Annotated in this window: 22 protein-coding genes; 8 read left to right on the top strand and 14 right to left on the bottom strand. The window is 76.2% G+C overall.

What is annotated here, in order from left to right:
- Window positions 1-53: 53 nt before the first annotated feature.
- The gene (locus ACI79F_RS13720) at window positions 54-629 is read left to right on the top strand and encodes a type 1 glutamine amidotransferase domain-containing protein (protein WP_456544766.1); all 576 of its coding nucleotides are present in this window, start codon (window positions 54-56) and stop codon (window positions 627-629) included.
- 19 nt (window positions 630-648) lie between these two features.
- On the opposite strand, the gene ACI79F_RS13715 is transcribed toward ACI79F_RS13720, so the two are convergent.
- Together ACI79F_RS13715 and ACI79F_RS13710 are read right to left on the bottom strand one after the other, a co-directional pair.
- On the bottom strand, window positions 649-1,413 hold the full coding sequence (locus ACI79F_RS13715; protein WP_456544765.1) for a hypothetical protein: 765 nt from the start codon (window positions 1,411-1,413) through the stop codon (window positions 649-651).
- The gene (locus ACI79F_RS13710; protein ID WP_456544764.1) at window positions 1,413-2,357 is read right to left on the bottom strand and encodes a Ppx/GppA phosphatase family protein; all 945 of its coding nucleotides are present in this window, start codon (window positions 2,355-2,357) and stop codon (window positions 1,413-1,415) included. Before ACI79F_RS13710 ends, ACI79F_RS13715 begins: the two co-directional genes overlap by 1 nt.
- A gap of 78 nt (window positions 2,358-2,435) precedes the next feature.
- Between ACI79F_RS13710 and ACI79F_RS13705 the strand changes: the two genes are divergently transcribed.
- Window positions 2,436-3,299: a hypothetical protein gene (locus ACI79F_RS13705; protein ID WP_456544763.1), complete on the top strand. Its 864-nt coding sequence runs from the start codon at window positions 2,436-2,438 to the stop codon at window positions 3,297-3,299.
- Between the two features lie 60 nt (window positions 3,300-3,359).
- Window positions 3,360-5,564, top strand: a complete 2,205-nt coding sequence (locus ACI79F_RS13700; RefSeq protein ID WP_456544762.1) for a bifunctional MFS transporter/dTMP kinase — start codon at window positions 3,360-3,362, stop codon at window positions 5,562-5,564.
- Between the two features lie 18 nt (window positions 5,565-5,582).
- Here the strand turns inward: ACI79F_RS13700 and ACI79F_RS13695 are convergent, their stop codons facing one another.
- Entirely contained in the window at window positions 5,583-6,590 is a 1,008-nt protein-coding gene (locus ACI79F_RS13695; RefSeq protein WP_456544761.1) for a helix-turn-helix domain-containing protein, read from the bottom strand.
- An 81-nt stretch (window positions 6,591-6,671) separates the two neighbouring features.
- Here ACI79F_RS13695 and ACI79F_RS13690 point away from each other — a divergent pair, with 81 nt between their 5' ends.
- Both ACI79F_RS13690 and ACI79F_RS13685 read left to right on the top strand, forming a co-directional pair.
- Window positions 6,672-6,926, top strand: coding sequence for a hypothetical protein (locus tag ACI79F_RS13690; protein ID WP_456544760.1), 255 nt, complete (start codon window positions 6,672-6,674; stop codon window positions 6,924-6,926).
- Between the two features lie 10 nt (window positions 6,927-6,936).
- Window positions 6,937-7,158: a DUF3072 domain-containing protein gene (locus ACI79F_RS13685; protein ID WP_456544759.1), complete on the top strand. Its 222-nt coding sequence runs from the start codon at window positions 6,937-6,939 to the stop codon at window positions 7,156-7,158.
- 177 nt (window positions 7,159-7,335) lie between these two features.
- On the opposite strand, the gene ACI79F_RS13680 is transcribed toward ACI79F_RS13685, so the two are convergent.
- Window positions 7,336-8,016, bottom strand: coding sequence for a winged helix-turn-helix domain-containing protein (locus ACI79F_RS13680; RefSeq protein ID WP_456544758.1), 681 nt, complete (start codon window positions 8,014-8,016; stop codon window positions 7,336-7,338).
- On the bottom strand, window positions 8,013-9,281 hold the full coding sequence (locus tag ACI79F_RS13675; protein ID WP_456544757.1) for a sensor histidine kinase: 1,269 nt from the start codon (window positions 9,279-9,281) through the stop codon (window positions 8,013-8,015). The genes ACI79F_RS13680 and ACI79F_RS13675 overlap by 4 nt, the downstream gene beginning before the upstream one ends.
- Before the next feature lie 221 nt (window positions 9,282-9,502).
- On the opposite strand from ACI79F_RS13675, the gene phoU reads away from it, so the two are divergent.
- Window positions 9,503-10,156: a phosphate signaling complex protein PhoU gene (gene phoU, locus ACI79F_RS13670; protein ID WP_456544756.1), complete on the top strand. Its 654-nt coding sequence runs from the start codon at window positions 9,503-9,505 to the stop codon at window positions 10,154-10,156.
- A gap of 45 nt (window positions 10,157-10,201) precedes the next feature.
- Here phoU and ACI79F_RS13665 read toward each other — a convergent pair whose 3' ends face one another.
- The 3 genes from ACI79F_RS13665 to mshA are packed head-to-tail and all read right to left on the bottom strand — an operon-like array spanning window position 10,202 to window position 12,848.
- Window positions 10,202-10,951, bottom strand: a complete 750-nt coding sequence (locus ACI79F_RS13665) for a phosphoglyceromutase (RefSeq protein WP_456544755.1) — start codon at window positions 10,949-10,951, stop codon at window positions 10,202-10,204.
- A gap of 35 nt (window positions 10,952-10,986) precedes the next feature.
- Window positions 10,987-11,529 carry a YbjN domain-containing protein gene (locus ACI79F_RS13660; RefSeq protein WP_456544754.1) on the bottom strand — a complete coding sequence of 181 codons (543 nt, stop codon included), beginning with the start codon at window positions 11,527-11,529 and terminating at the stop codon, window positions 10,987-10,989.
- Window positions 11,526-12,848 carry a D-inositol-3-phosphate glycosyltransferase gene (mshA, locus tag ACI79F_RS13655; protein WP_456544753.1) on the bottom strand — a complete coding sequence of 441 codons (1,323 nt, stop codon included), beginning with the start codon at window positions 12,846-12,848 and terminating at the stop codon, window positions 11,526-11,528. Before mshA ends, ACI79F_RS13660 begins: the two co-directional genes overlap by 4 nt.
- A gap of 102 nt (window positions 12,849-12,950) precedes the next feature.
- Here mshA and ACI79F_RS13650 point away from each other — a divergent pair, with 102 nt between their 5' ends.
- Window positions 12,951-13,721, top strand: coding sequence for an SDR family oxidoreductase (locus ACI79F_RS13650; RefSeq protein ID WP_456544752.1), 771 nt, complete (start codon window positions 12,951-12,953; stop codon window positions 13,719-13,721).
- 42 nt (window positions 13,722-13,763) lie between these two features.
- Here the strand turns inward: ACI79F_RS13650 and ACI79F_RS13645 are convergent, their stop codons facing one another.
- From ACI79F_RS13645 to ACI79F_RS13625, 5 genes are all read right to left on the bottom strand, one after another.
- Entirely contained in the window at window positions 13,764-14,738 is a 975-nt protein-coding gene (locus ACI79F_RS13645; RefSeq protein ID WP_456547145.1) for a methyltransferase, read from the bottom strand.
- A gap of 63 nt (window positions 14,739-14,801) precedes the next feature.
- Window positions 14,802-15,596, bottom strand: coding sequence for an imidazole glycerol phosphate synthase subunit HisF (gene hisF / locus ACI79F_RS13640; RefSeq protein ID WP_456547144.1), 795 nt, complete (start codon window positions 15,594-15,596; stop codon window positions 14,802-14,804).
- Between the two features lie 73 nt (window positions 15,597-15,669).
- Window positions 15,670-16,062: a RidA family protein gene (locus ACI79F_RS13635; protein WP_456547143.1), complete on the bottom strand. Its 393-nt coding sequence runs from the start codon at window positions 16,060-16,062 to the stop codon at window positions 15,670-15,672.
- On the bottom strand, window positions 16,059-16,793 hold the full coding sequence (gene priA, locus ACI79F_RS13630) for a bifunctional 1-(5-phosphoribosyl)-5-((5-phosphoribosylamino)methylideneamino)imidazole-4-carboxamide isomerase/phosphoribosylanthranilate isomerase PriA (RefSeq protein ID WP_456547142.1): 735 nt from the start codon (window positions 16,791-16,793) through the stop codon (window positions 16,059-16,061). The genes ACI79F_RS13635 and priA overlap by 4 nt, the downstream gene beginning before the upstream one ends.
- A gap of 39 nt (window positions 16,794-16,832) precedes the next feature.
- The gene (locus tag ACI79F_RS13625; protein ID WP_456547141.1) at window positions 16,833-17,648 is read right to left on the bottom strand and encodes a mycofactocin-coupled SDR family oxidoreductase; all 816 of its coding nucleotides are present in this window, start codon (window positions 17,646-17,648) and stop codon (window positions 16,833-16,835) included.
- Window positions 17,649-17,765: 117 nt separating this feature from the next.
- Here ACI79F_RS13625 and ACI79F_RS13620 point away from each other — a divergent pair, with 117 nt between their 5' ends.
- Entirely contained in the window at window positions 17,766-18,365 is a 600-nt protein-coding gene (locus tag ACI79F_RS13620) for a nitroreductase family protein (protein WP_456547140.1), read from the top strand.
- Between the two features lie 10 nt (window positions 18,366-18,375).
- Here the strand turns inward: ACI79F_RS13620 and ACI79F_RS13615 are convergent, their stop codons facing one another.
- Complete coding sequence (locus ACI79F_RS13615; protein ID WP_456547139.1) at window positions 18,376-20,709, bottom strand: M20/M25/M40 family metallo-hydrolase; 2,334 nt, start codon at window positions 20,707-20,709, stop codon at window positions 18,376-18,378.
- Window positions 20,710-20,796 lie beyond the last annotated feature (87 nt).

Genomic DNA, 20,796 nt, shown 5'->3' with positions numbered 1-20,796 from the left:
CAGGGTCGACGGTCCGGGGTGTGCCGCCCGGGACGCCGGGGTAGCCGCCGCGCATGGCGGACGAGCTGAGCGGGATGAGGGTCGCGGTGCTGGCGACCGACGGCGTCGAGCAGGTCGAGCTGGAGCGGCCGTGGCAGGTCCTCGAGGAGGCCGGCGCGGAGCCCGAGCTGGTCTCCCTGGAGGCCGGGCAGATCACCGCCTACCAGCACATCGACAAGGGCGACACCAAGGACGTCGACACGACCGTCGCCGACGCCGACCCCGACGACTACGCCGCCCTGGTGCTGCCGGGCGGGGTGATCAACGGCGACTTCGTGCGCGCCGACGCCGATGCGGTCGCCTTCGTGAAGGCCTTCTTCGACGCCGGCAAGCCGGTCGCCGCGATCTGCCACGCCCCGTGGGTGCTCGCCGAGGCCGACGTCGTCCGCGGCCGCCGGATGACCTCGTGGCCGTCGCTGCAGACCGACCTGCGCAACGCCGGCGCCAAGTGGGTCGACGAGGAGGTCGTGGTCGACGGCACCTTGGTGACCAGCCGCAAGCCCGACGACCTCGACGCCTTCGGCAGCGCGATCGTCGAGGTCTTCGCGAAGGCCGAGGCCGAGGCCGGCGACGAGGAGGACGACGCCTGACCCGCGGCCGGGCCGGCCGCTAGGCGCCGCCGAGCAGCGACGCGGCGGGGGCCACGGTCAGCAGCGTCCCGGCGAACACCAGGACGACGATGAGCCGCAGCCCCAGCGCCTCGCCGCCGAACCGGTGCCGCCACGCGCCGACCGCGCCCACCAGCGCCGTCACCGCCAGCGGGGCGATGACCACGGTGATCCGCGGCAGCTGCTCCCAGAGCACGGTGAACAGCAGGTAGATGCCCACGCCGGCGGCGAGGGCGACGACCAGCTCGCCGCCGAAGCGCAGCCATGCCAACGGGCCGCCGGCGGGCTCGTCCTCGACCAGCGGCGGGTCGTCGGCGCGGACCACCGGGATGGGGCCGGTCGACGGCCCGCCGTCGTCGGAGCCGGGGGCACCGGGCACGCCGGGCTTGCGGGAGGGCCGCAGCCCCGGGATGGCTGCGGTCGAGGGGCCGTCGGAGCCGCGGGCGGCGGGCGGGTCGGCGGCGGCGCGGCCGCGGCGGCCGGCGAGCGGGTCCGCCGGCGTGCGCACGCGGGCCTTGACCGGGTCGGCCGGCTCCAGCGGCGGCGTCTTCCCGGTGTCGCCGGCGCGGCGGCCGAACGCGGGCGCGTCCGCGACCCGGCCGGTGTCGCCGTCCCCGTTGCGCGAGCCGCGCTGGCGGACGGCGGGCTCCTCGCCCGTGTCGCCGCGGCGGCGCCGCCCGGACTTCGGCGACTCCACGCCGGCCTCGCGGAGGATGTCCGCCAGCGAGCGGCCCCCGGTCTCGGGGTCCCTGCGCGGGTCGGACATCACACGCCTCCCAAGGAGTCCAGGCGCCGGAGGATGACGCCCTCCCGCAGGGCCCACGGACAGATGCGGACGAACGGTACGTCCAGCGCGTGCATCGCCGCCCGCGCCACGACGGCACCGGCCGGGACCTGGTGCGCGCGGTCGGGCGACACGCCCTGCAGCTCGGCCAGCGCGGAGCTCTCGATGCGCGAGACGAAGCCGAGCAGCTGCCCGAGCCCGTCGGCGGTCAGCTGCCGGGGCACCCGCAGCCCCGCCGAGTAGGGCGCGGCGCCGGTCAGCCGGGCCAGGGTGCGGAACGTCTTGCTGGTGGCGGCGACCAGGTCCGGCGGGCCCACCGCGCGCAGCTTCTTCGCCGCGGGTGCCAGCAGGTCCTCGGCGTGGTCGCGGAGCTCGCCCAGCGCGGCCAGGTCCGGCCGGCCGCCGGTGGCCGCCTCGGGCAGGAAGCGGCGGGTCATCCGGCCGGCCCCCAGCGGCAGCGACAGGGCGACGTCGGGGTCCTCGTCCAGGCCGGCGGCGAGCTCCAGCGACCCGCCGCCGATGTCGAGCACGAGCAGGTTGCCGGCGCTCCAGCCGAACCACCGGCGCACGGCCAGGAACGTGAGCCGCGCCTCGTCCTCCCCGCTGGTGACCTGCAGGTCCACCCCGGTCTCGGCCCGCACCCGGTCGAGGACCTCCAGCCCGTTGCCCGCCTCGCGGATCGCCGAGGTGACCAGCCCGAGCAGCTCCTCGCAGCCGAGCTGCTCGGCCTTCTCGCAGGCCTTGCGCACCGCCCGGACCAGCGCCTTCTCCCCGGCCTTGGAGAGCAGGTCGTCGGGGCCCACGTGCTCGGCCAGGCGCAGCAGCCAGCGGTCGTCGTGGGTGGGCGTGGGGTGCCCGCCGCGGTGGGCGTCGACCACGAGCAGGTGGACCGTGTTCGAGCCGACGTCCAGCACCCCGAGCCGCATGCGGTCAGTCTGCCGGGCGCCCGTCCGGCGGGCCGCGCGGGCACCCGGGGCGCGGCCCGCCGTCCCTACTCTGGGACGGTGCCGCACGACCCCCCTGCCGAGGTGGACCCCGACTTCGCCCGCGAGTGGCTGGAGTTCCCCGACCCGGCCGACCCGGGCCGGGTGGTCCGGGCGGACCTGACCTGGCTGACGTCGGCGTGGACCTGCGTCTTCGGGCGCGGCTGCGCCGGGGTGGTGGCGGGCCGGGCGGACGACGGCTGCTGCAGCCACGGCGCCTTCTTCAGCGAGGAGGACGACCTGCTGCGGGTGACCGCCGCGGTCGCCGACCTGACCGACGAGGACTGGCAGCTGGCGCCGGTGGGGCGCGGCGACTGGACCGAGGCGGAGGTGACTGAGGAGGGGCAGGCCCCCGACGCCGAGGAGGGCGCGCGCTCGCTGCGCACCCGGCTGGTGGACGGCGCCTGCGTCTTCCTCAACCGCCCGGGCTTCCCCGGCGGGGCGGGCTGCGCGCTGCACCGGATGGCCCTGCGGGAGGGGCTGCACCCGCTCACCACGAAGCCCGACGTGTGCTGGCAGCTGCCGGTGCGCCGGGAGCAGGAGGTGGTGGAGCGCCCCGACGGCACCCGGGTGACCGTGACGACGCTCGGGGAGTTCGACCGCCGCGGCTGGGGGCCCGGGGGCGCCGACCTGCACTGGTGGTGCACCGGCTCGCCGGCGGCCCACGTCTCCCCCGAGCCGATGGTCGTCACCTACGCCGCGGAGCTGACGGCGCTGATCGGGGCACCCGCGTACGCCGAGCTCCGCCGCCTCGCCGAGGCCCGCCTCGACCAGGGCCTGGTCGCCCCGCACCCGGCCAGCCCGCCGCCGCACCCGCCGTCCCGGCCGCTGCTGCAGATCCGCCGACCGGGTGGAAGTGAGCCCGCCGCACCTCGGGAGCCCTGACCCGGCACGTCGCGCCACTACCCTTCCGGCGAACCGACCGACGAGCGAACGGCGAGGCCAGTGACCGAGGACCACGCGGCCGCGGGTCCACCCGGGGTCGCCGCGCCGTCGGACAACGCCCTGCGCGCGTTGGTGCGGATCCCGGTGTTCCGCCGGCTGTGGCTCGCGATCACCGTGTCCAGCCTCGGCGACTGGCTGGGCCTGCTGGCCACCACGGCGATGGCCCAGCAGCTGACGCGGGAGGAGTCGCTGGCGGTCCAGGGCGCGGCGATCTCCGGCGTGATCCTGACCCGGCTGCTGCCCGACCTGCTGCTGGCGCCGCTGGCGGGCGCGCTGGCGGACAAGCTCGACCGGCGGGTCACCGCGGTCGTGGGCGACCTGCTGGCGATGTCGCTGTACCTGTCGATCGCGTTCACCTACGAGCTGACCTGGCTCTACGTCGCCCAGTTCCTGGTCGAGGCGGTCGGGCTGTTCACCAACCCGGCCAAGCAGGCCATGCAGGTGGCGATCGTCCCGCGGGAGCGGCTGGCGGTCGCCAACCAGATCATGCAGTTCTCGATCTACGGCGCCGTCCCGATCGCCGCCGTCCTGTTCGCGCTGCTCTCCACGCTGACCCGCGCCATCGGCGACGGCTCGGGCGACGAGGCGCGGGCCGCGATCGTCGTCGCCCTCGTCTTCGACGCCCTCACCTACGGGGTCACGGCGGCCACCATCTCCTTCTCGCGCGCCCTCATCCCGGGCCGCGCGGCCGACCGCGGCGAGCAGGGCAACGTGTTCTCGCTGATCGCCGAGGGCGTGTCGTTCCTCCGGGGGCAGCCCAACATGCGGGCGCTCTACATCGGCACCGTCGGGGCGTTCGGCGCGGGCGGGCTGACGATCGGCGTCGCCCAGCTGTACGTGGCGACCCTGGACGCCGGCCAGGCCGGGTACTCGATCATCTTCGGCACCGTCTTCACCGGCCTGGCGCTGGGCATGCTCATCGGGCCGCGGATCCTGCCCACGATCCCCCGCCGCACGCTGTTCGCCCGCGCCATCGGCCTGGCCGGGCTGGCGCTGCTCGCGATGTCCCTGCTGCAGGACTTCGTGCTGGCGACCATCGCGGCCTTCGTCGTGGGGCTCTTCGCCGGCATCTGCTGGATCGTCGGCTACACGCTGATCGGCTTCGAGGTCGAGGACCGGCTGCGCGGCCGGGTGTTCTCCTTCGTCGTCTCGTCGGTGCGCATCGTCCTGCTGCTGGCCGTCGCGGTCGGCCCCGGCCTGGCCGGCGTGCTGGGCTCCCACGACGTCCAGCTGGGCGACCTGGTGTTCAGCGTCACCGGGCCGGGGCTGACCCTGCTGGTGGGCAGCCTGCTCGCGCTGCTGGTGAGCACGTACGCCACCCGGCAGGTCGGCCCGGGCCGCCACCGCACCCGCTCGCGGGACCTGCTGCGCCTGCTGTGGGGCCGCTCGGACATCCTCACCGCCGCGCCGCGCAGCGACGGCGTGTTCCTCGTCGTCGAGGGCGCCGACCGCGAGCTGACCCGCCGCTACACCGACGCGCTCGCCGACGTCGTCCGGGAGCGCGGCTGCCCGGTCGTCGTCACCTCCGAGCCGAGCGACACCGACCTCGGCCGCCGGGTGGGCCGGCTGCTCTACCCGCCGCGGCCGCAGCCGGTCTCGTACGAGCCGGGCTGGCCGGCGCCGCCGGCGCGCCGCCCGCCGCACCGCGGCGGCGGGGCGCACGGCGGCGCGGACGGCGAGGGGGACGGCCCGCGGGTGGAGGCCTACACCGCGGCGCTGCTGGCCGCCGCCGACCGCGCCGAGCACGTGGCCACGGTGATCCGGCCGGCGCTGCGGGCGGGCCAGGTGGTGATCAGCGCCCACTACGTCGACGCCTCGATCGCCTTCCACGGCGCCGGCCAGGGCCTGGACGCCGAGCGCATCCTGCGCACCTCGACGTGGGCGACCCGCGGGCTGATGCCGGACCTGACGGTGGTGGTCGACGCGCCGGTCACCGAGGCACCGGCGGACGCCGACCCGGCCGCCGTCCGCCGGGCGTTCCTCGGCCGCGCGGAGGCGGCGCCGGACCGCTACGTCGTCGTCGCCGGCGAGCGGCTGGAGGAGGAGGCGCGCGCCGGCGGCGCCGGCCTGGTCGCGCCGGCCGTCCGGCAGCGGGTGGGCACCCTGCTCGCGCTGCGCTTCCCCGCCCCGGCGCCCAACGCCGCCGAGCCGCCCGGCGGCGCCGAGCCGCCGGTCGAGGCCGCGCGCGGCCGCCGCACGGCGTAGCGCGCGGCCGGTCCGGGATCAGGCCGCCGCGTCGTCCGCCGCGACCGCGTCGCCGGCCCGCACGGTGCGGAAGGTCTGCCGGTAGGCCCGCGGGGAGACGCCGCGGCGCCGGGTGAACTGGTCGCGGAAGCCGGCGGCGGTGCCGAAGCCCACCAGCCGGGCGATCTCCTCGATCGAGGCGTCGCTCTCCTCCAGCAGCCCCTCGGCGGCGGCCAGCCGCTGACCGAGCAGCCACGCGTGCGGCGTCGTGCCGGTGGTGGCCTTGAAGCGGCGCGCGAAGCTGCGCGGGCTCATCAGCGCCCGGCGGGCCAGCGCGTCGACGGTGATCTCCTCGGCGAGGTTGGCCACCGCCCACTCCAGGACGACGCCGAGCCGGTCGTCCTCGCAGGCGGCGACCGGCGCGTCGATGAACTGGGCCTGGCCGCCGTCGCGGTGCGGCGGGACCACCATCTCGCGGGCCAGCGCGTTGGCCGCGGCCGCGCCCCACTCCCGGCGCACCAGGTGCAGCATCGCGTCGACGCCGGCCGCCGTGCCGGCGCCGGTGATGACCTGGCCGCAGTCGACGTAGAGCACCGACGGGTCGACGTCGACCGCCGGGTACCGCGCGGCGAGCTCGCCCGCGTACTTCCAGTGCGTCGTGGCCCGGCAGCCGTCGAGCAGCCCCGCGGCGGCGACCGCGAACGCTCCCGTGCAGTGGCTGACGATCGTCGCGCCGCGGGCGTGCGCGGCCCGCAGCGCGTCGAGCAGCGCCGACGGCGGGTCGCCGTGGATGCCCTCCCACGCGGTCATCAGCAGGACGTCCGACACCGCCAGCCGCTCGAAGCCGTGCTCGACGGTGATCGGCAGCCCGATGTCGGTGTGCACCACGCCGGGCCGGTCGCTGACCAGGGCGAAGTCGAACGGCGGCAGGCCCATGTGGGTGCGGTCGTAGCCGAACACCTCGGCGGCCACCCCGAGCCCGAAGGTGCCGACCAGGCGGTCGGCGACGATGGCGCTCACGACGATCGGACGCTGCACGTCGGTCATGCACCCACTATGGCAGGAATGACGCGATCCGTGTCACTCCGGCCACTCGTCGGGACGCGTCCGGGGGATCAGGCTCTTCCCATGTTCCTGATCACCTGCCCCGTCACCCGGACCGACGAGCTCGTGGCCGACCGGCGCATCCGGTCGATCACCAACCACCCCACCCACGTGGCCATGGCCGTGGAGTGCCCCGCCTGCGGCAGCGTCCACGTCTACCGGACCGGCCGGCGCTGGGAGGAGGCCCGCCGTCGCGTGGCCGAGGCCGGCACCCGGGCCGTCACCTCGGCCGCGACCGCCGCCTCCGCTCGCGCTGCGCAGGAGCTCGCCCGCGCCTAGCATCGAACACATGAGCGAATCCAGCGCCAACAGCGGCCAGCCCGGCGACCTGACCGCGGAGAAGGACCCGAGGGACTGGGTGACCGGCGACGAGCCGGCCACCGGTGCGCAGAAGAGCTACCTGAACACCCTGGCCCGCCAGGCGGGCGAGGAGGTGCCCGACGACATCTCCAAGGCCGACGCGTCGATGAAGATCGACGAGCTGCAGGAGGAGACCGGCCGCGGGCAATGACATCGTCGGCCCACCGGCCGACAGCCGCCCCTGCGACGGCCGGCAGACGAGAGCCGCCCCTGCGGGTGGTCGTGCCCGGTGGCGGACCCGGAGGGTCCCCACGGGGCGCGACGGTGGGGCTCAGCGCAGGGCGACCCGGCACCTGGCCGCGGTGTCGGCCGGTAGGCCGACCGGGTGCTACGCCTCGAACTTGTAACCGAGGCCGCGGACGGTCACCAGGTACTTGGGGTTGGCCGGGTCCGGCTCGACCTTGGCCCGCAGCCGCTTGACGTGGACGTCGAGGGTCTTGGTGTCCCCCACGTAGTCCGAGCCCCAGATGCGGTCGATGAGCTGGCTGCGGGTGAGCACCCGGCCGGCGTTGCGGAGCAGCAGCTCCAGCAGGTCGAACTCCTTGAGCGGCAGCGACACCGGCTCGCCGTCCACGGACACGACGTGCCGGTCGACGTCCATCCGCACCGGCCCGGCCTCCAGCGCGCCGTCGGCCGCGGCCTCGGGCTCGCCGCGGCGGCGGAGCACCGCGCGGATGCGGGCGACCAGCTCGCGCGCCGAGTACGGCTTGGTGACGTAGTCGTCGGCGCCCAGCTCCAGGCCGACGACCTTGTCGATCTCGCCGTCCTTGGCCGTCAGCATGATGATCGGGACGTTGCTGCGGCTGCGCAGGGTGCGGCACACCTCGGTGCCGGGCAGGCCGGGCAGCATCAGGTCCAGCAGCACGATGTCCGCGCCCTGACGGTCGAACTCGTCCAGCGCCTGCGGCCCGGTGGACGCGACGACGGCGTCGAAGCCCTCCCGCCGCAGCATGTAGGACAACGCGTCGGAGAAGGACTCCTCGTCCTCCACCACGAGCACCCGGGTCATGACCGTCCTTCCGTGGGTCCGCCGGCGTGTGTGACGGCGGACGTCTGCGACCCGGAGCCGGGGGCCCCGGGTGATGGTGCGCCCGGAGGCGCGGAGTCGTCGTGCCCGGCCGCGGGGCGGGGCGCGGTGTCGGCGGCGGCCAGGGGGATGCGCAGCGTGAACGTCGACCCCAGGCCCTCCTCGCTCCACACGGAGACCGAGCCGCCGTGGTTGCTGGCCACGTGCTTGACGATCGCCAGCCCCAGGCCGGTGCCGCCGGTGCTGGAGGCGCGCGACTGGTCGACCCGGTAGAAGCGCTCGAAGATGCGGGAGCGGTCCTCGCGGGGGATGCCGATGCCGCTGTCGGTCACCGCGATCTCGGCGAAGCCGGAGCGGGCGCGGGCGGCCACCGCGATGCGGGTGCCCTCGGGGCTGTAGGTGACGGCGTTGGCGAGCAGGTTGGTGACCGCGGTCGCCAGCTGCGCCTCGACGCCGCGCACGACCAGCCCGCGCTCGCCGCCGACCACGATGTCGATCTGCTTGGCCGCCGCGGCCAGCCCGGTCCGGTCGGTCGCCTCGTGCAGCACGGTGTCGATGCCGACCGGCTCCAGCTCGGGCAGCGGCTCGCCGCCCTGCAGGCGGGAGAGGTCGATGAGCTCGCGGACCAGCCGGGCCAGGCGGTCGGCCTCGTGCGCCATCCGGGCGGCGAAGCGCTGCACGGTCTCGGGGTCGTCGGCGGCGTCCTGGACGGCCTCGGCCAGCAGCGCGAGCGCGCCCACCGGCGTCTTCAGCTCGTGCCCGACGTTGGCGACGAAGTCCCGGCGGACCTCCTCCACCCGGCGGGCTTCCGTCACGTCCTGCAACACCAGGGCGACCGGCCCCGGGACGGGCGCGGGACCGCTCTCCAGGCGGACCCCGTGGACGCCGACGAGGCGCGGGCCCGAGCCCACGAGGTCGCCGGGCAGCGAGACGTCGGCCCGGCGGCTGCCGCCGTCGCGGACCTCCCGGACGATCCGCAGCAGCTCGGGCACGAGCAGCCGGGTGCCCCGCACGATGCCCAGCGCCCGCGCGGCCGGGTTGGCCAGCAGGACCGCCTCGTCGGTGTCGACGACCACCACGGCCGGGTCCATCAGGTCGACCAGGCGCCGGGCCAGCAGCTGCTCCAGCGTGGGGTCGGGCTGGGCCGGGACCGGCTCCTCGGCGAGCCGGCGGCGCGTCACGACGACGGCCCCGACGAGGGCAGCGCCCAGGGCGAGGCCGGTCACGAGGGCGACCAGCGGGCTCACGGAGCCGATGCTAGGCCGGGTCGATCTCCCGTCATCCCCCGTGCGAGTGGCGCCGCGACGACGGGGCTGGACTGTTCACGTCCGCGTGTCCCCTCGTTCACCTCGCGGGCCGGGCGGCGTGCACGGGCCCGGCCTACGCTCGGGTCCCTGACAGCGGGCGCTGCAGCAGTGGGCGCCTGCCCAGGACCACTCCGGCCCAGGCCGACGAGGAGGCAACACCCGTGCGCGAGCACTACCGCGAGGAACTCGAGGACATCAACTCCTGCCTGGTCGAGATGGCCAACTCGGTGGGCTCGGCCATGAGCACGGCCACCACCGCCCTGCTGGACGCCGACGTCGCCCTCGCCGACCGGGTCATCACCGGCGACGAGCGCATCGACGCGGTGCGGGAGAGCATCGAGCAGCGGTGCTTCGCCCTGCTCGCCCGGCAGCAGCCGGTCGCCACCGACCTGCGCACCGTCACCGCCGCGATGCGGATCGTCGCCGACCTCGAGCGGATGGGCGATCTCGCCGTCCACGTCGCCAAGGTCGCGCGGATGCGGTTCCCCGACCCCGCCGTGCCCCAGGAGGTGCGGCCGCTGTTCCTGGAGGCCGGCCACATCGCCGAGAGCCTGGTCAGCAAGACCGCGACCGTGATCGCGAAGCTCGACGTCGACGCCGCCTCCCAGCTCGAGGCCGAGGACGACCTCATGGACCGGGTGCACCGGCAGCTGTTCGCCGAGCTGCTGTCCGACAGCTGGCCGCACGGCATGGAGCAGGCCATCGACATCACCCTGCTCGGCCGCTACTACGAGCGCTTCGCCGACCACGCCGTCAGCGTGGCCCGCCGCGTCGTCTACCTCGTCACCGGCGAGATGGAGATGCGGAACGCCTGACCCACCGCTCCCGCGGTGCCGCACGGCACCACGGGAGCGCGGCGGCTACTTCCTGCCCTGGTTCTTGACGGCCTCGATGGCGGCCGCGGCGGCCTGCGGGTCGAGGTACTCCCCACCCGGCTTCGTCGGGCGCAGGTCGTCGTCGAGGTCGTAGCGCAGCGGGACGCCGGTGGGGATGTTGAGGCCGACCACCTCGTCCTCGCCCATGCCGTCGAGGTGCTTGACCAGCGCCCGCAGGCTGTTGCCGTGCGCGGCGACCAGCACGGTCAGCCCCGCCCGCAGGTCCGGGACGATCGCGTCGTACCAGTACGGCAGCATCCGGACGACGACGTCGGCCAGGCACTCGGTGGCCGGGCGCACCTCCGGCGGCAGCACGGCGTAGCGCACGTCGCCGTCCTGGCTGTACTCGCTGCCGGGCTCGATGGGCGGCGGCGGGGTGCTGTAGGAGCGCCGCCAGATCGCGAACTGCTCCTCGCCGTACTCGGCGAGCGTGGCGGCCTTGTCCTTGCCCTGGAGCGCGCCGTAGTGCCGCTCGTTGAGCCGCCAGGAGCGCTTGACCGGGATCCACTGCCGGTCGGCGGCGGCCAGCGCGAGCTCGGCGGTGCCGATGGCCCGCTTGAGCACCGAGGTGTGCGCCACGTCGGGCAGCAGGCCGGTCTCGGCGAGCAGCTCGCCGCCCCGGGCGGCCTCGGCGCGGCCCTTCTCCGACAGGGGCACGTCGACCCAGCCGGTGAAGAGGTTGGCCTTGTTCCACTCGCTCTCGCCGTGGCGGAGCAGCACGAGGGTCCCGGTCACGCGGTCATCCTGCCCGACGGCGCCGGGCACCGGCCTCAGGAGGGGTCGGCCGAGCCGTTCGCCGAGCGCCGGGTGGGGTCGGCGAAGTCGGCGAACGCCTCCAGGTTGCGCAGCGACTCCCCGCGCTTGACCCGCCAGGCCCACTCGCGCCGGATGGAGGTGCCGAACCCGATCTCCAGCATCGTGTTGAAGTGGTCGTCGGCGTAGCTGAGGACCGACCCCAGCACCCGGTCGAGCTCGTCGGCGGTCACCGCCGCGTGCGGCAGCCGGCCGGTCAGGTAGACGTCGCCGACGGCGTCGATGGAGAACGCCACCCCGTACATCCGCGCGTTGTGCTGCAGCAGGTAGGTCCACAGCTGCTCGCGGTTCTCGTCGGGCTGGCGGCAGACGAAGGCCTCCACGCGCAGCGCGTGCTCGCCGACGATCAGGCCGCAGACCGTTTTGAGCTTCTTGGTGCCGGGCAGGTCGACCAGCCACCGGCCGGGCGCGGGGTGCTCGTGCACCAGGTCGGCGTCCTGCAGCGCGGCGGCGATGACCGCGTCGAGCTCCTCGACGCTGCGCCGCAGGGCCTCGCTCACCGGGCCACCTGCGCGCCCGCGACCGCCCGCAGGCCCCCGCCGCCGCGGCGCCGGGCGGCGCCGGCCATCTCGCCGGCCGCGGCGGTGTAGGCCTCCACGAGCGAGTCGGCGGTGCGGTCCCAGGAGAACGCGGCCGCGTGCCGGCGGGCCCCGGCCGACAGCAGCTCCCGGCGGGCGAGCACCGCGCGGACCGCCGCGGCGTAGTCGCCCGGGTCGCGGCCGGCGACCAGGACGCCGGAGACGCCGTCGCGCACCGCCGTCGGCAGCCCGCCGACCGCGGCGGCGACGACCGGGGTGCCGCAGGCCTGCGCCTCGAGCGCCACCAGCCCGAAGGACTCGTTGTGGCTGGGGACGACGGCGACGTCGGCGGCCCGGTAGTGCTCGGCCAGCCGGTCGGGCGGCTGCGGCGGCAGGAACGTCACGAGGTCGGCGATGCCCAGGGCCGCGGCCAGCTCCTGCAGCTGCCGGGGCGCCTCCAGGCCCGAGCCGCTCGGGGCCCCGACGACCTGCACCCGCAGCCGGTCGCGCAGCGCCGGGTCGTCGGCGAGCATCCGCGCGGCCGCCTCCAGCAGCAGGTCCGGCGCCTTGAGCGGCTGGATGCGGCCGACGAAGAGCAGGACGACGGCGTCCTCGGGCAGGCCGACGGCGCGGCGGGCGGCGGTCCGGTCGGCCGGCCGGAACCGGTCGAGGTCGACACCGGGCGGGACGACCAGCGTGCGGCGCGGGTCGGCGCCGTAGTGCTGCACCAGCTGGCGAGCCTCGTCCTCGGTGTTGGCGATCAGCCGGTCGGCCTCGGCGACCACCTGCTCCTCGCCGATCACCCGGGCCCGCGGCTCGGGGTGGTCGCCGGCGGCCAGCGCGGCGTTCTTCACCTTGGCCAGCGTGTGCGCGCTGTGGATCAGCGGCACGCTCCAGCGGTCGCGGGCCAGCCAGCCCACCTGGCCGGAGAGCCAGTAGTGCGAGTGGACGACGTCGTAGTGCCCCGGCTCGTGCATCGCCTCCTCGCGCAGCACCGCCGCGGTGAAGGCGCACAGCTGCCCGGGCAGCTCCTCCTTGCCCAGCCCCTCGAACGGCCCGGCGGTGACGTGCCGGACGCGGACGCCGGGGCTCATCTCCACCACCGGCGGCAGGTCGCTGGAGGTCGCGCGGGTGAAGACGTCGACGGCGATGCCGCGGGCGGCCAGCCGGCGGGAGACCTCGACGATGTAGACGTTCATCCCACCCGCGTCGCCGGCGCCGGGCTGGTCGAGCGGGCTGGTGTGCACCGACAGCGTGGCCACCCGGTGCAGCGGGCCGGGGGTGTGCAGGCGGCCGACCACGCGGAGGACCTCCCTGCCCGGACCCAACGGCTCCTGTCGTGCGGGGCTCCGGCGGGACACCCCTGTCGGCCTCCCATCTTCCAACAGCGCCAGGATGGGGGCATGTCCGGTCCGTCACACGCCCCCTCCCTGCCCGGTTCCGGCCGCACCGCCGTCGTCACCGGCGCCTCCAGCGGCATCGGCGCCGCGACCGCCGAGCGGCTGGCGGCCGAGGGGTTCGACGTCGTCCTCGGCGCCCGCCGGCTGGACCGGCTGACCGCGCTCGCCGAGCGGATCGGCGCCCGGGCGCTGCTGCTGGACGTGACCGACCCCGCGTCGGTGGACGCCTTCGTCGCGGGGCTGGACCGGGTGGACGTGCTGGTGAACAACGCCGGCGGCGCCTTCGACGCCAAGCCCGTCGCCGAGGCCGACCTGGACTCCTGGCAGCGCTCCTTCGACGTCAACGTGCTGGGCACGGTCCGGCTGACCAAGGCGCTGCTGCCGGCGCTGCGCGCGTCGGGCGCGGGCGACGTCCTGTTCGTGGGCTCGACCGCCGGGATGGTCAGCTACGAGGGCGGGGCCTCCTACACGGCCGCCAAGCACGGCGTGCACACCCTGGCCGAGACCCTGCGGCTGGAGCTGGTCGGCGAGCCGGTGCGGGTGATCGAGATCGCGCCGGGGATGGTCCGCACCGACGAGTTCGCGCTCAACCGCACGGGCTCGGCCGACGCCGCCGCCGCGGTGTACCGCGGGGTGCGCGAGCCGCTGGTGGCCGAGGACGTCGCCGACTGCATCGCCTGGACGCTGACCCGCCCGCACCACGTGAACGTCGACCTGCTCGTCGTCCGCCCGCGGGCGCAGGCCGCCCAGCACAAGGTCCACCGCGAGGACTGAGCGGAGTCGCTCGAGCGCGGTTCCCGCGCTCGAGCGACTCCGCTACCGGGGGCGGGCCTCCAGCACGTGCACGCCGGCCGGGGTCGGGACGTCGGCGGTGAGCTCCAGCCCCGCGGCGCCGAGCAGGGCGGCGAACTCCGCCGCGGTGCGCTCGCGCCCGTGCAGCAGCACCAACATGTGCAGGTCCATCCGCACCGCGGCGGGGTCGTCGGCGGCCCGGTCCGGGACCACCGCCTCGACCACGAGCAGCCGCGAGTCCGGCCGCATCCCCGCGCGCGTGACCGCCAGGATCCGCCCGGCGTCCGCGTCGTCCCAGTCGTGCAGCACCCGGGAGAGCAGGTAGGCGTCGGCGCCGGCGGGCACGCGCGCGAAGAAGTCGCCGCCGACGGCGGGCAGGTCGCTGCCCGCGACGACCTCCGGGAGGTCGAACAGCGTGAGCTCCGCCCGCGGCGCGCGCTCGCGCACCGCGCGCAGCAGGGTGCCGCGCCCGCCGCCGACGTCGACCACGGAGGCGAGGCCGGAGACGTCGTAGGCGTCCACCACGGCCCGGGCCTCACGGGCGGAGCGGTCGGCCATCGACGCGTGGAAGGCGGCCAGCCGCTCGGGCGCCGCGGACAGGTGGGCGAAGAAGGGCCGGCCGTGCACCAGCTCGAAGGGGGTGCCGCCGGTGCGGACGGCGTCGAGCAGACCGGCGGCCGCGGCGTAGTACACCTCGGCCCGCGCGGTCACCGCGCCGCGCAGCGACGACGGGACGCCGGGCAGGAGCAGCCGCCCGGTGTCGCCGAGGGAGAACCGGCCGTCCGCGTCCTCCTCGAGCACCTGCTCGGCGGCCAGCCCGCGCAGCACCCGGCGCAGCGGACCGGGCCGGGCGCCCAGCGCGGCGGCGAGCTCCCCGGCGTCCCGCGGGCCGGCGGCGAGCGCCTCCGGCACGCCGAGGGCGATCGCGACGTGCAGCAGCTGGGTGACCAGGTAGCCGTCGGCCAGCCGGGCCAGCCGATCGGCGGCGGAGCCGGGCACGCCGGCCATGGTGGCACCTGTCGGAGTCGCTCGGTGACGGTTTCCGCCACCGAGCGACTCCGCTCAGGGCTGGGGGTGGTCGGCCTCGGCGCGGACGGGGACGCCGGCGCCGGCCAGGGCGGCCTTGACCTCGCCGATCCGCATCCGGCCGAAGTGGAACACGCTGGCGGCCAGCACCGCGTCGGCGCCCGCCTCGACCGCCGGGGCGAAGTGCGAGACGTCCCCCGCGCCGCCGCTGGCGATGACCGGCACGGTCACCTCGCGGCGGACGGCGCGGATGAGCTCGAGGTCGAAGCCGGCCAGCGTGCCGTCGGCGTCCATGGAGTTGAGCAGCACCTCGCCGACCCCGAGCTCCGCGGCCTGCACGACCCACTCGACGGCGTCGCGGCCGGTGCCGCGGCGCCCGCCGTGGGTGGTGATCTCGAAGCCGGAGTCGGTGACCGCGCCGTCGGCGCAGCGGCGGGCGTCCAGGGAGAGCACCAGCACCTGGTTGCCGAACCGGTCGGCGATCTCGCCGATCAGCTCGGGCCGGGCGACCGCCGCGGTGTTGACGGCGACCTTGTCGGCGCCGGCGCGCAGCAGCCGGTCGACGTCGTCGGGGCTGCGCACCCCACCGCCCACGGTCAGCGGGATGAACACGCTCTCCGCGGTCCGGCGGACGACGTCGTAGGTGGTCTCCCGGTCCCCGGAGCTGGCGGTGATGTCGAGGAAGGTGAGCTCGTCGGCGCCCTCGGCGTCGTAGACCCGGGCCATCTCCACCGGGTCGCCGGCGTCGCGCAGGTCGACGAAGTTGACGCCCTTGACCACCCGGCCGGCGTCGACGTCCAGGCACGGGATCACCCGCACGGCCAGGCTCACTGCACCTCCTCGCTGGCGCTCGTCGGCGGCGTTCGCCGGCTCGCCCTGCCCATGGGTGAGCTCGTGAACTCGCTCACGCTGCGGGCTCCCGGACGGCGTCGGCCTCGATCTCGACCAGCATCGCGGGGTCGATCAGCGCCGAGACCTCGACCATGGTGGCGGCCGGCCGGATGTCGCCGAACACCTCGCCGTGGGCGCGGCCGACCTCCTCCCAGCGGCCGATGTCGGTCACGTACAGCCGGGTGCGGACGACGTCGGCCAGCGTGAACCCGGCCCGCTCCAGCGACCGCTCGATGGTGGCCAGCGCCTGGCGGGTCTGCGCGGCCGCGTCGCCGGGGTGCGCGACCACGCCGTCGACGACCGCCGTCGTGCCGCTCACCCAGGCGGTGTCGCCGCGGACGACGATCCGGCTGTAGCCGACCACCGCCTCCCAGGGGTTGTCCGACCCCAGCTTCAGCACCGTCATGCGGCCGCCTCCTCGGTGACCCGCAGCGCCTCGGGCAGCGTGAACGCCCCCGCGTACAGCGCCTTGCCGACGATCGCGCCCTCGACGCCGACGCCGGCGAGGCCGGCCAGCGCGCGGATGTCGTCGAGCGAGCTGACCCCGCCGGAGGCGATCACCGGCTTCGGGGTGGCGGCGCAGACCTCCCGCAGCAGGTCGAGGTTGGGCCCGCGCAGGGTGCCGTCCTTGGTGATGTCGGTGACCACGTAGCGGGCGCAGCCCTCGGCGTCCAGCCGGGCGAGGGTCTCGTACAGCTCGCCGCCCTCGCGGGTCCAGCCGCGGGCGGCCAGCCGGGTGCCGCGCACGTCGAGGCCGACGGCGATCCGGTCGCCGTGCTCGGCGATCGCGCGGGCGCACCACTCGGGCGACTCCAGCGCGGCGGTGCCCAGGTTGACCCGGCGGCAGCCGGTGGCCAGGGCGGCGGCCAGGGACTCGTCGTCCCGGATGCCGCCGGACAGCTCCACGTCCACGTCGAGCTCGCCGACCACGCGGGCCAGCAGCTCGCGGTTGCTGCCGCGGCCGAAGGCGGCGTCGAGGTCGACCAGGTGCACCCACTCGGCGCCGTCGCGCTGCCAGGTCAGCGCCGCGTCCAGCGGGTCGCCGTAGGAGGTCTCGCTGCCGGCCTCGCCCTGCACCAGGCGCACGGCCTGGCCCTCGGCGACGTCGACGGCGGGGAGCAGCTGCAGCTTCGGCACGGCGTGCAGCCTAGATCTCCGCCGTCGACGTCCCCGCGGCTACATCTGGGTGACGCCCGCGTCCACCGCCAGCTCGTGCGCCGTGACGAACCGGCTCTCGTCCGACGCGAGGAACAGCACGGCGTCGGCGACGTCCTCCGGCTGGGTGGTGTCGACCGGCAGCATGTTCATGAACATCGCGCCCAGCCGCTGGTCGGCGGCCATGGCCTCGCCGAGCACCGCCTGCATGTCGCCGGTGCCCATCGGGGTGGCCACGCCGGTCGGGTGCACGCTGTTGACCCGGATCGAGTGGCGGGCCAGCTCGGCGGCGAACGCCTTGGCCATGCCGCGGACGGCGAACTTGCTGGTCGTGTAGTGGACCATGAACGGCTGCACCTTCAGGCCGGCCGCCGAGCTGGTGATGACGATCGAGCCGCCGCCGCGGCGCACCAGGTGCGGGGCGCCGACCATCACGGTGTTCCAGACGCCGGTGACGTTGATGTCCATCGTGTCCTGGAACTGCTGCGGGGTGACCGAGTCCCACGCGGTGGGGGTGCAGATGCCCGCGTTGGCGACGACGACGTCCAGCCCGCCGAGCTCGGCCACCGCCGCGTCGACCTGGGTGCGCATCCCCTCGAGGTCGCGGACGTCGGCCACCACCGGCACGATCCGCCGGTCCAGGGCCTCGACCCGGCGCACGGTCTCGTCCAGGTCCTCCTGCGTCGGCTGCTGGTAGCGGATGCCGGGCAGCGGGCCCGCGACGTCCAGCGCGATGACGTCGGCGCCCTCCCCCGCCAGCCGCAGCGCGTGCGCCCGTCCCTGACCGCGGCCCGCGCCGGTGATGAACGCGACCTTGCCCGCTACCCGTCCTGCCATGTCCGTCGTCCTCCGTCGGTGAGATGGGGTGTCCCCGCAGTCTCGCCATCCCGCGCCGGGCCGCCCGGGGCAGGGCGGCGGGCCCGCGCCGGGCGGGAGGGTGTAGGGAGTGCTGCCGTGGAGTTCGCCGAGGTCGTCCGCCGCCGCCGCATGGTCCGCGACTACGACCCCGACCGGCCGGTGCCGCCCGAGGTGCGCGAGCGGCTGCTGGCGCACGCGATCCGGGCGCCGTCGGCGGGATTCAGCCAGGGCTGGGCGTTCCTCGTGCTGGACACCGAGGAGGAGCGGGCGGCGTTCTGGGCGGCCACGACCGACGGCGGCACGCCCGACGGCTGGCTCACCCGGATGCGCCGCGCGCCGCTGCTCGTGGTGCCGTTCAGCTGCAAGGACGCCTACCTGGACCGGTACGCCGAGCCGGACAAGGGCTGGACCGACCGGGACGAGGCCCGCTGGCCGGTCCCCTACTGGGACGTCGACACCGGCATGGCGGCGCTGCTGATGCTGCTCACCGCCGTCGACGAGGGGCTCGGGGCCTGCTTCTTCGGCGTGCCGGCGGACCGGGTCGGCGCGCTGCGGTCGGCGTTCGGCGTCCCGGAGGCGTACCGCCCGGTCGGGGTGGTCGCGGTCGGCCACCCCGGGGACGGGGACCGCCGGTCGCCGTCCCTGCGCCGCGGCCGGCGGGGCGTCGACGAGGTCGTGCACCGCGGCCGCTGGTGACCCGCGGGGCTCAGCCCAGCGGCGTCGTCGCCCCGACCACGACCAGGTCCGAGCTGTGCGAGCCGGCCGCGTCCACGCCCGCGGGCCGCGGCTCGAAGCCGGGCAGCCCGGTCAGTCCGTCGCTGCCGTCGACGGTGCGCAGGGCGAGCTCGCCGCCGCCCTCGACCACGAACGTCGCCTCCACGCCGCCGGCCGGGGGTGCGTGGAAGGTGATCCACAGCCGGTCCCCGCCGAGCGCGTCGGCGGGGACGTCGCGGCCCTCCGCCTCGGCCGCGACCAGCCGCCCGCCGTCGGCGTCGAGGTCGAGCACGACCAGCCGCACCGGCCGCTGCGGGGTGACCCGGACGGTGACCGTCCGCCGGTCGCCCTCGGTCCGGTCGGCGACGGTCTCCACGGTCGCGGGCGGCAGGTCCGCGACCTCGGCCGGGCCGGTGGCGACCTCCAGCCCGGCCAGGTACGGGTAGTCGTGCGGCAGCACCTCGCGGCCGTCGACGTAGCGGGCGGTGTAGGAGCCGGGGTCGTCCTCGGTGCTGGCCCACCACGCCTCGCCGGTGTCGGCCTCCATCGCGTACACCAGCTGGCTGGGCACCGGGTGGTCGGCGTCGAAGCGGTCGACGGCCAGGCCGGTGGCGGTGCAGGCGACCGCGAGCAGCGCCGCTCCCCCGGGCAGCAGCGCGGGGCCGCGGCGGCGCGCCCCCGGGCCCGGGGCGACCGCGTCGAACGCCGGAAGCAGGGCCAGCGCCAGCAGGGTGGCGACCACGGCGGGCGCGGCGCCCCCGGACAGGCCGAGCGCCGGGAAGAACAGGGCGACCGTCGGGGCGAGGACGACGACGGCGACCGCACCGGCCGCCAGCGCGGCCCCGGCCCGCACCGCCGGCGTGGGGCGGAGCAGCGCGACGAGCCCCGCGAGCGCGCCCGCCAGCACCGGCACCGCGGCCAGGTACGACCCGCCCGGCGCGACGGCGGCCAGGACGGCGGCGAGCGCGGCCAGCAGCCCGAGCGCGCCGGTGACCAGCGCCGTCGTCCCGATCCGCCGGCGCAGCAGCACGAACCAGGCCAGCACCACCGCGGCGACGAGCGCGACCGCGGCCAGCCGGTACCAGCCCGGCCGCCACGGGTCGAGCATCGAGCCGTAGTCCGGCCGGACCAGTACGAGCAACGCCCACAGGCCCTGCACCGCCGCCGGCGCCAGCACCAGCGGGACGACGGCGAGCAGCGCGCCGGCCGCCGTCCGCCGCAGCGGGGCGACGCCGCGGCGCCGGGCCGCCCAGGCCAGCGCGCCGACGGCCGCGAGGGCGGCGGTGGCCAGCGGCCACACGAGCCGGCCGGGGTAGCGCACGAGCCCGCCGAGCAGCGGGAAGTAGGTGGCGTCGCCGCCGTCGGTGGCGGTCAGCCCGCCGAGGTCCGCGCCGCCCAGCTCCCGGGTGAGGGCGAGGGTGTTGTCGCCGAGCGCCTGCAGAGTGGCGCGGTCCAGCCGCTCGGGGGTGTCCTGCGGGGTGTGGTAGCCGGCGGCGCCGTCGATGTGGGCGGTGTTCAGCCCGGCGAAGTCCCCGTCGTCGAGCAGCACGCTGAAGTCGGTGTCGTTGGGCAGCGCGCGGTAGACCTCGACGGCGAAGCTGCTGGCCACCGGGTGCGGCGCGGCGGCGGCGAAGCGCGCGGCCAGCCCGGCGTTGCCCAGCGACGTCTCGAACATGACCGGAGGCCCGGTGGTCCCGCGCGCCTCCAGGTTGAGCACCACCCCGCCGTCGGCGGCCAGCGGGTCTGCCGAGGCGAACGCCTCGGCGCCGCACAGGCAGGCCTCCTCGGCGTCGGTGACGACCACGACGACGTCGTTGCGCGGCGCCGGCCCCTCCTGCAGGGCGCGGACGGTCTCCAGCAGGGCGGCGACCCCGCCGGCGTCGTCGCTGGCGCCGGGGCCGGTCTCCACCGAGTCCGAGTGCGCCATCAGGAACAGCCGCCCGGTCGGGTCGGTGCCGGGCAGCACGGCGACGACGTTGCGGACCGCGGCCATCTCCGCGACGCCCGCCTCGGACTGGTAGGTGCCCACCCCCTCCTGCACGCGGGCGTCGAGACCGAGGTCGGTGAGCGTCGCGAGCAGCCGGTCGACCACCCGGTCCTGGGCGGCGCTGCCGGTCACGTGGGTCTCCGCCGCGATCCACTCGACGTGCTCGAACGCGCGGGTGGCGCTGAACGAGCCGGCGGGGGCGTCGGCGCCGGCCGGGTCCGGCGGCTGCAGGGCGAGCACGCTCCAGGCGGTGAGCCCGGCGAGGAGGCCGAGGACCAGCAGCCCCGGCAGGCGGGAGCGTGCGGGAGCCGCCGACGACTCGCTGCGGGTCGCGGGCACGGGGCTCCTCACGGGCGACGACCTGGGGACGCCGGTCACCCTAGGTGCGGCAGGGACCGCGCGCCGTGCTGGGCCGGGATCGCCGCC

Source organism: Blastococcus sp. SYSU D00868, from assembly GCF_054050575.1.
The sequence above is the reverse complement of the archived record's forward strand: the minus strand, read 5'-3'. Positions and strand labels throughout refer to the sequence as shown.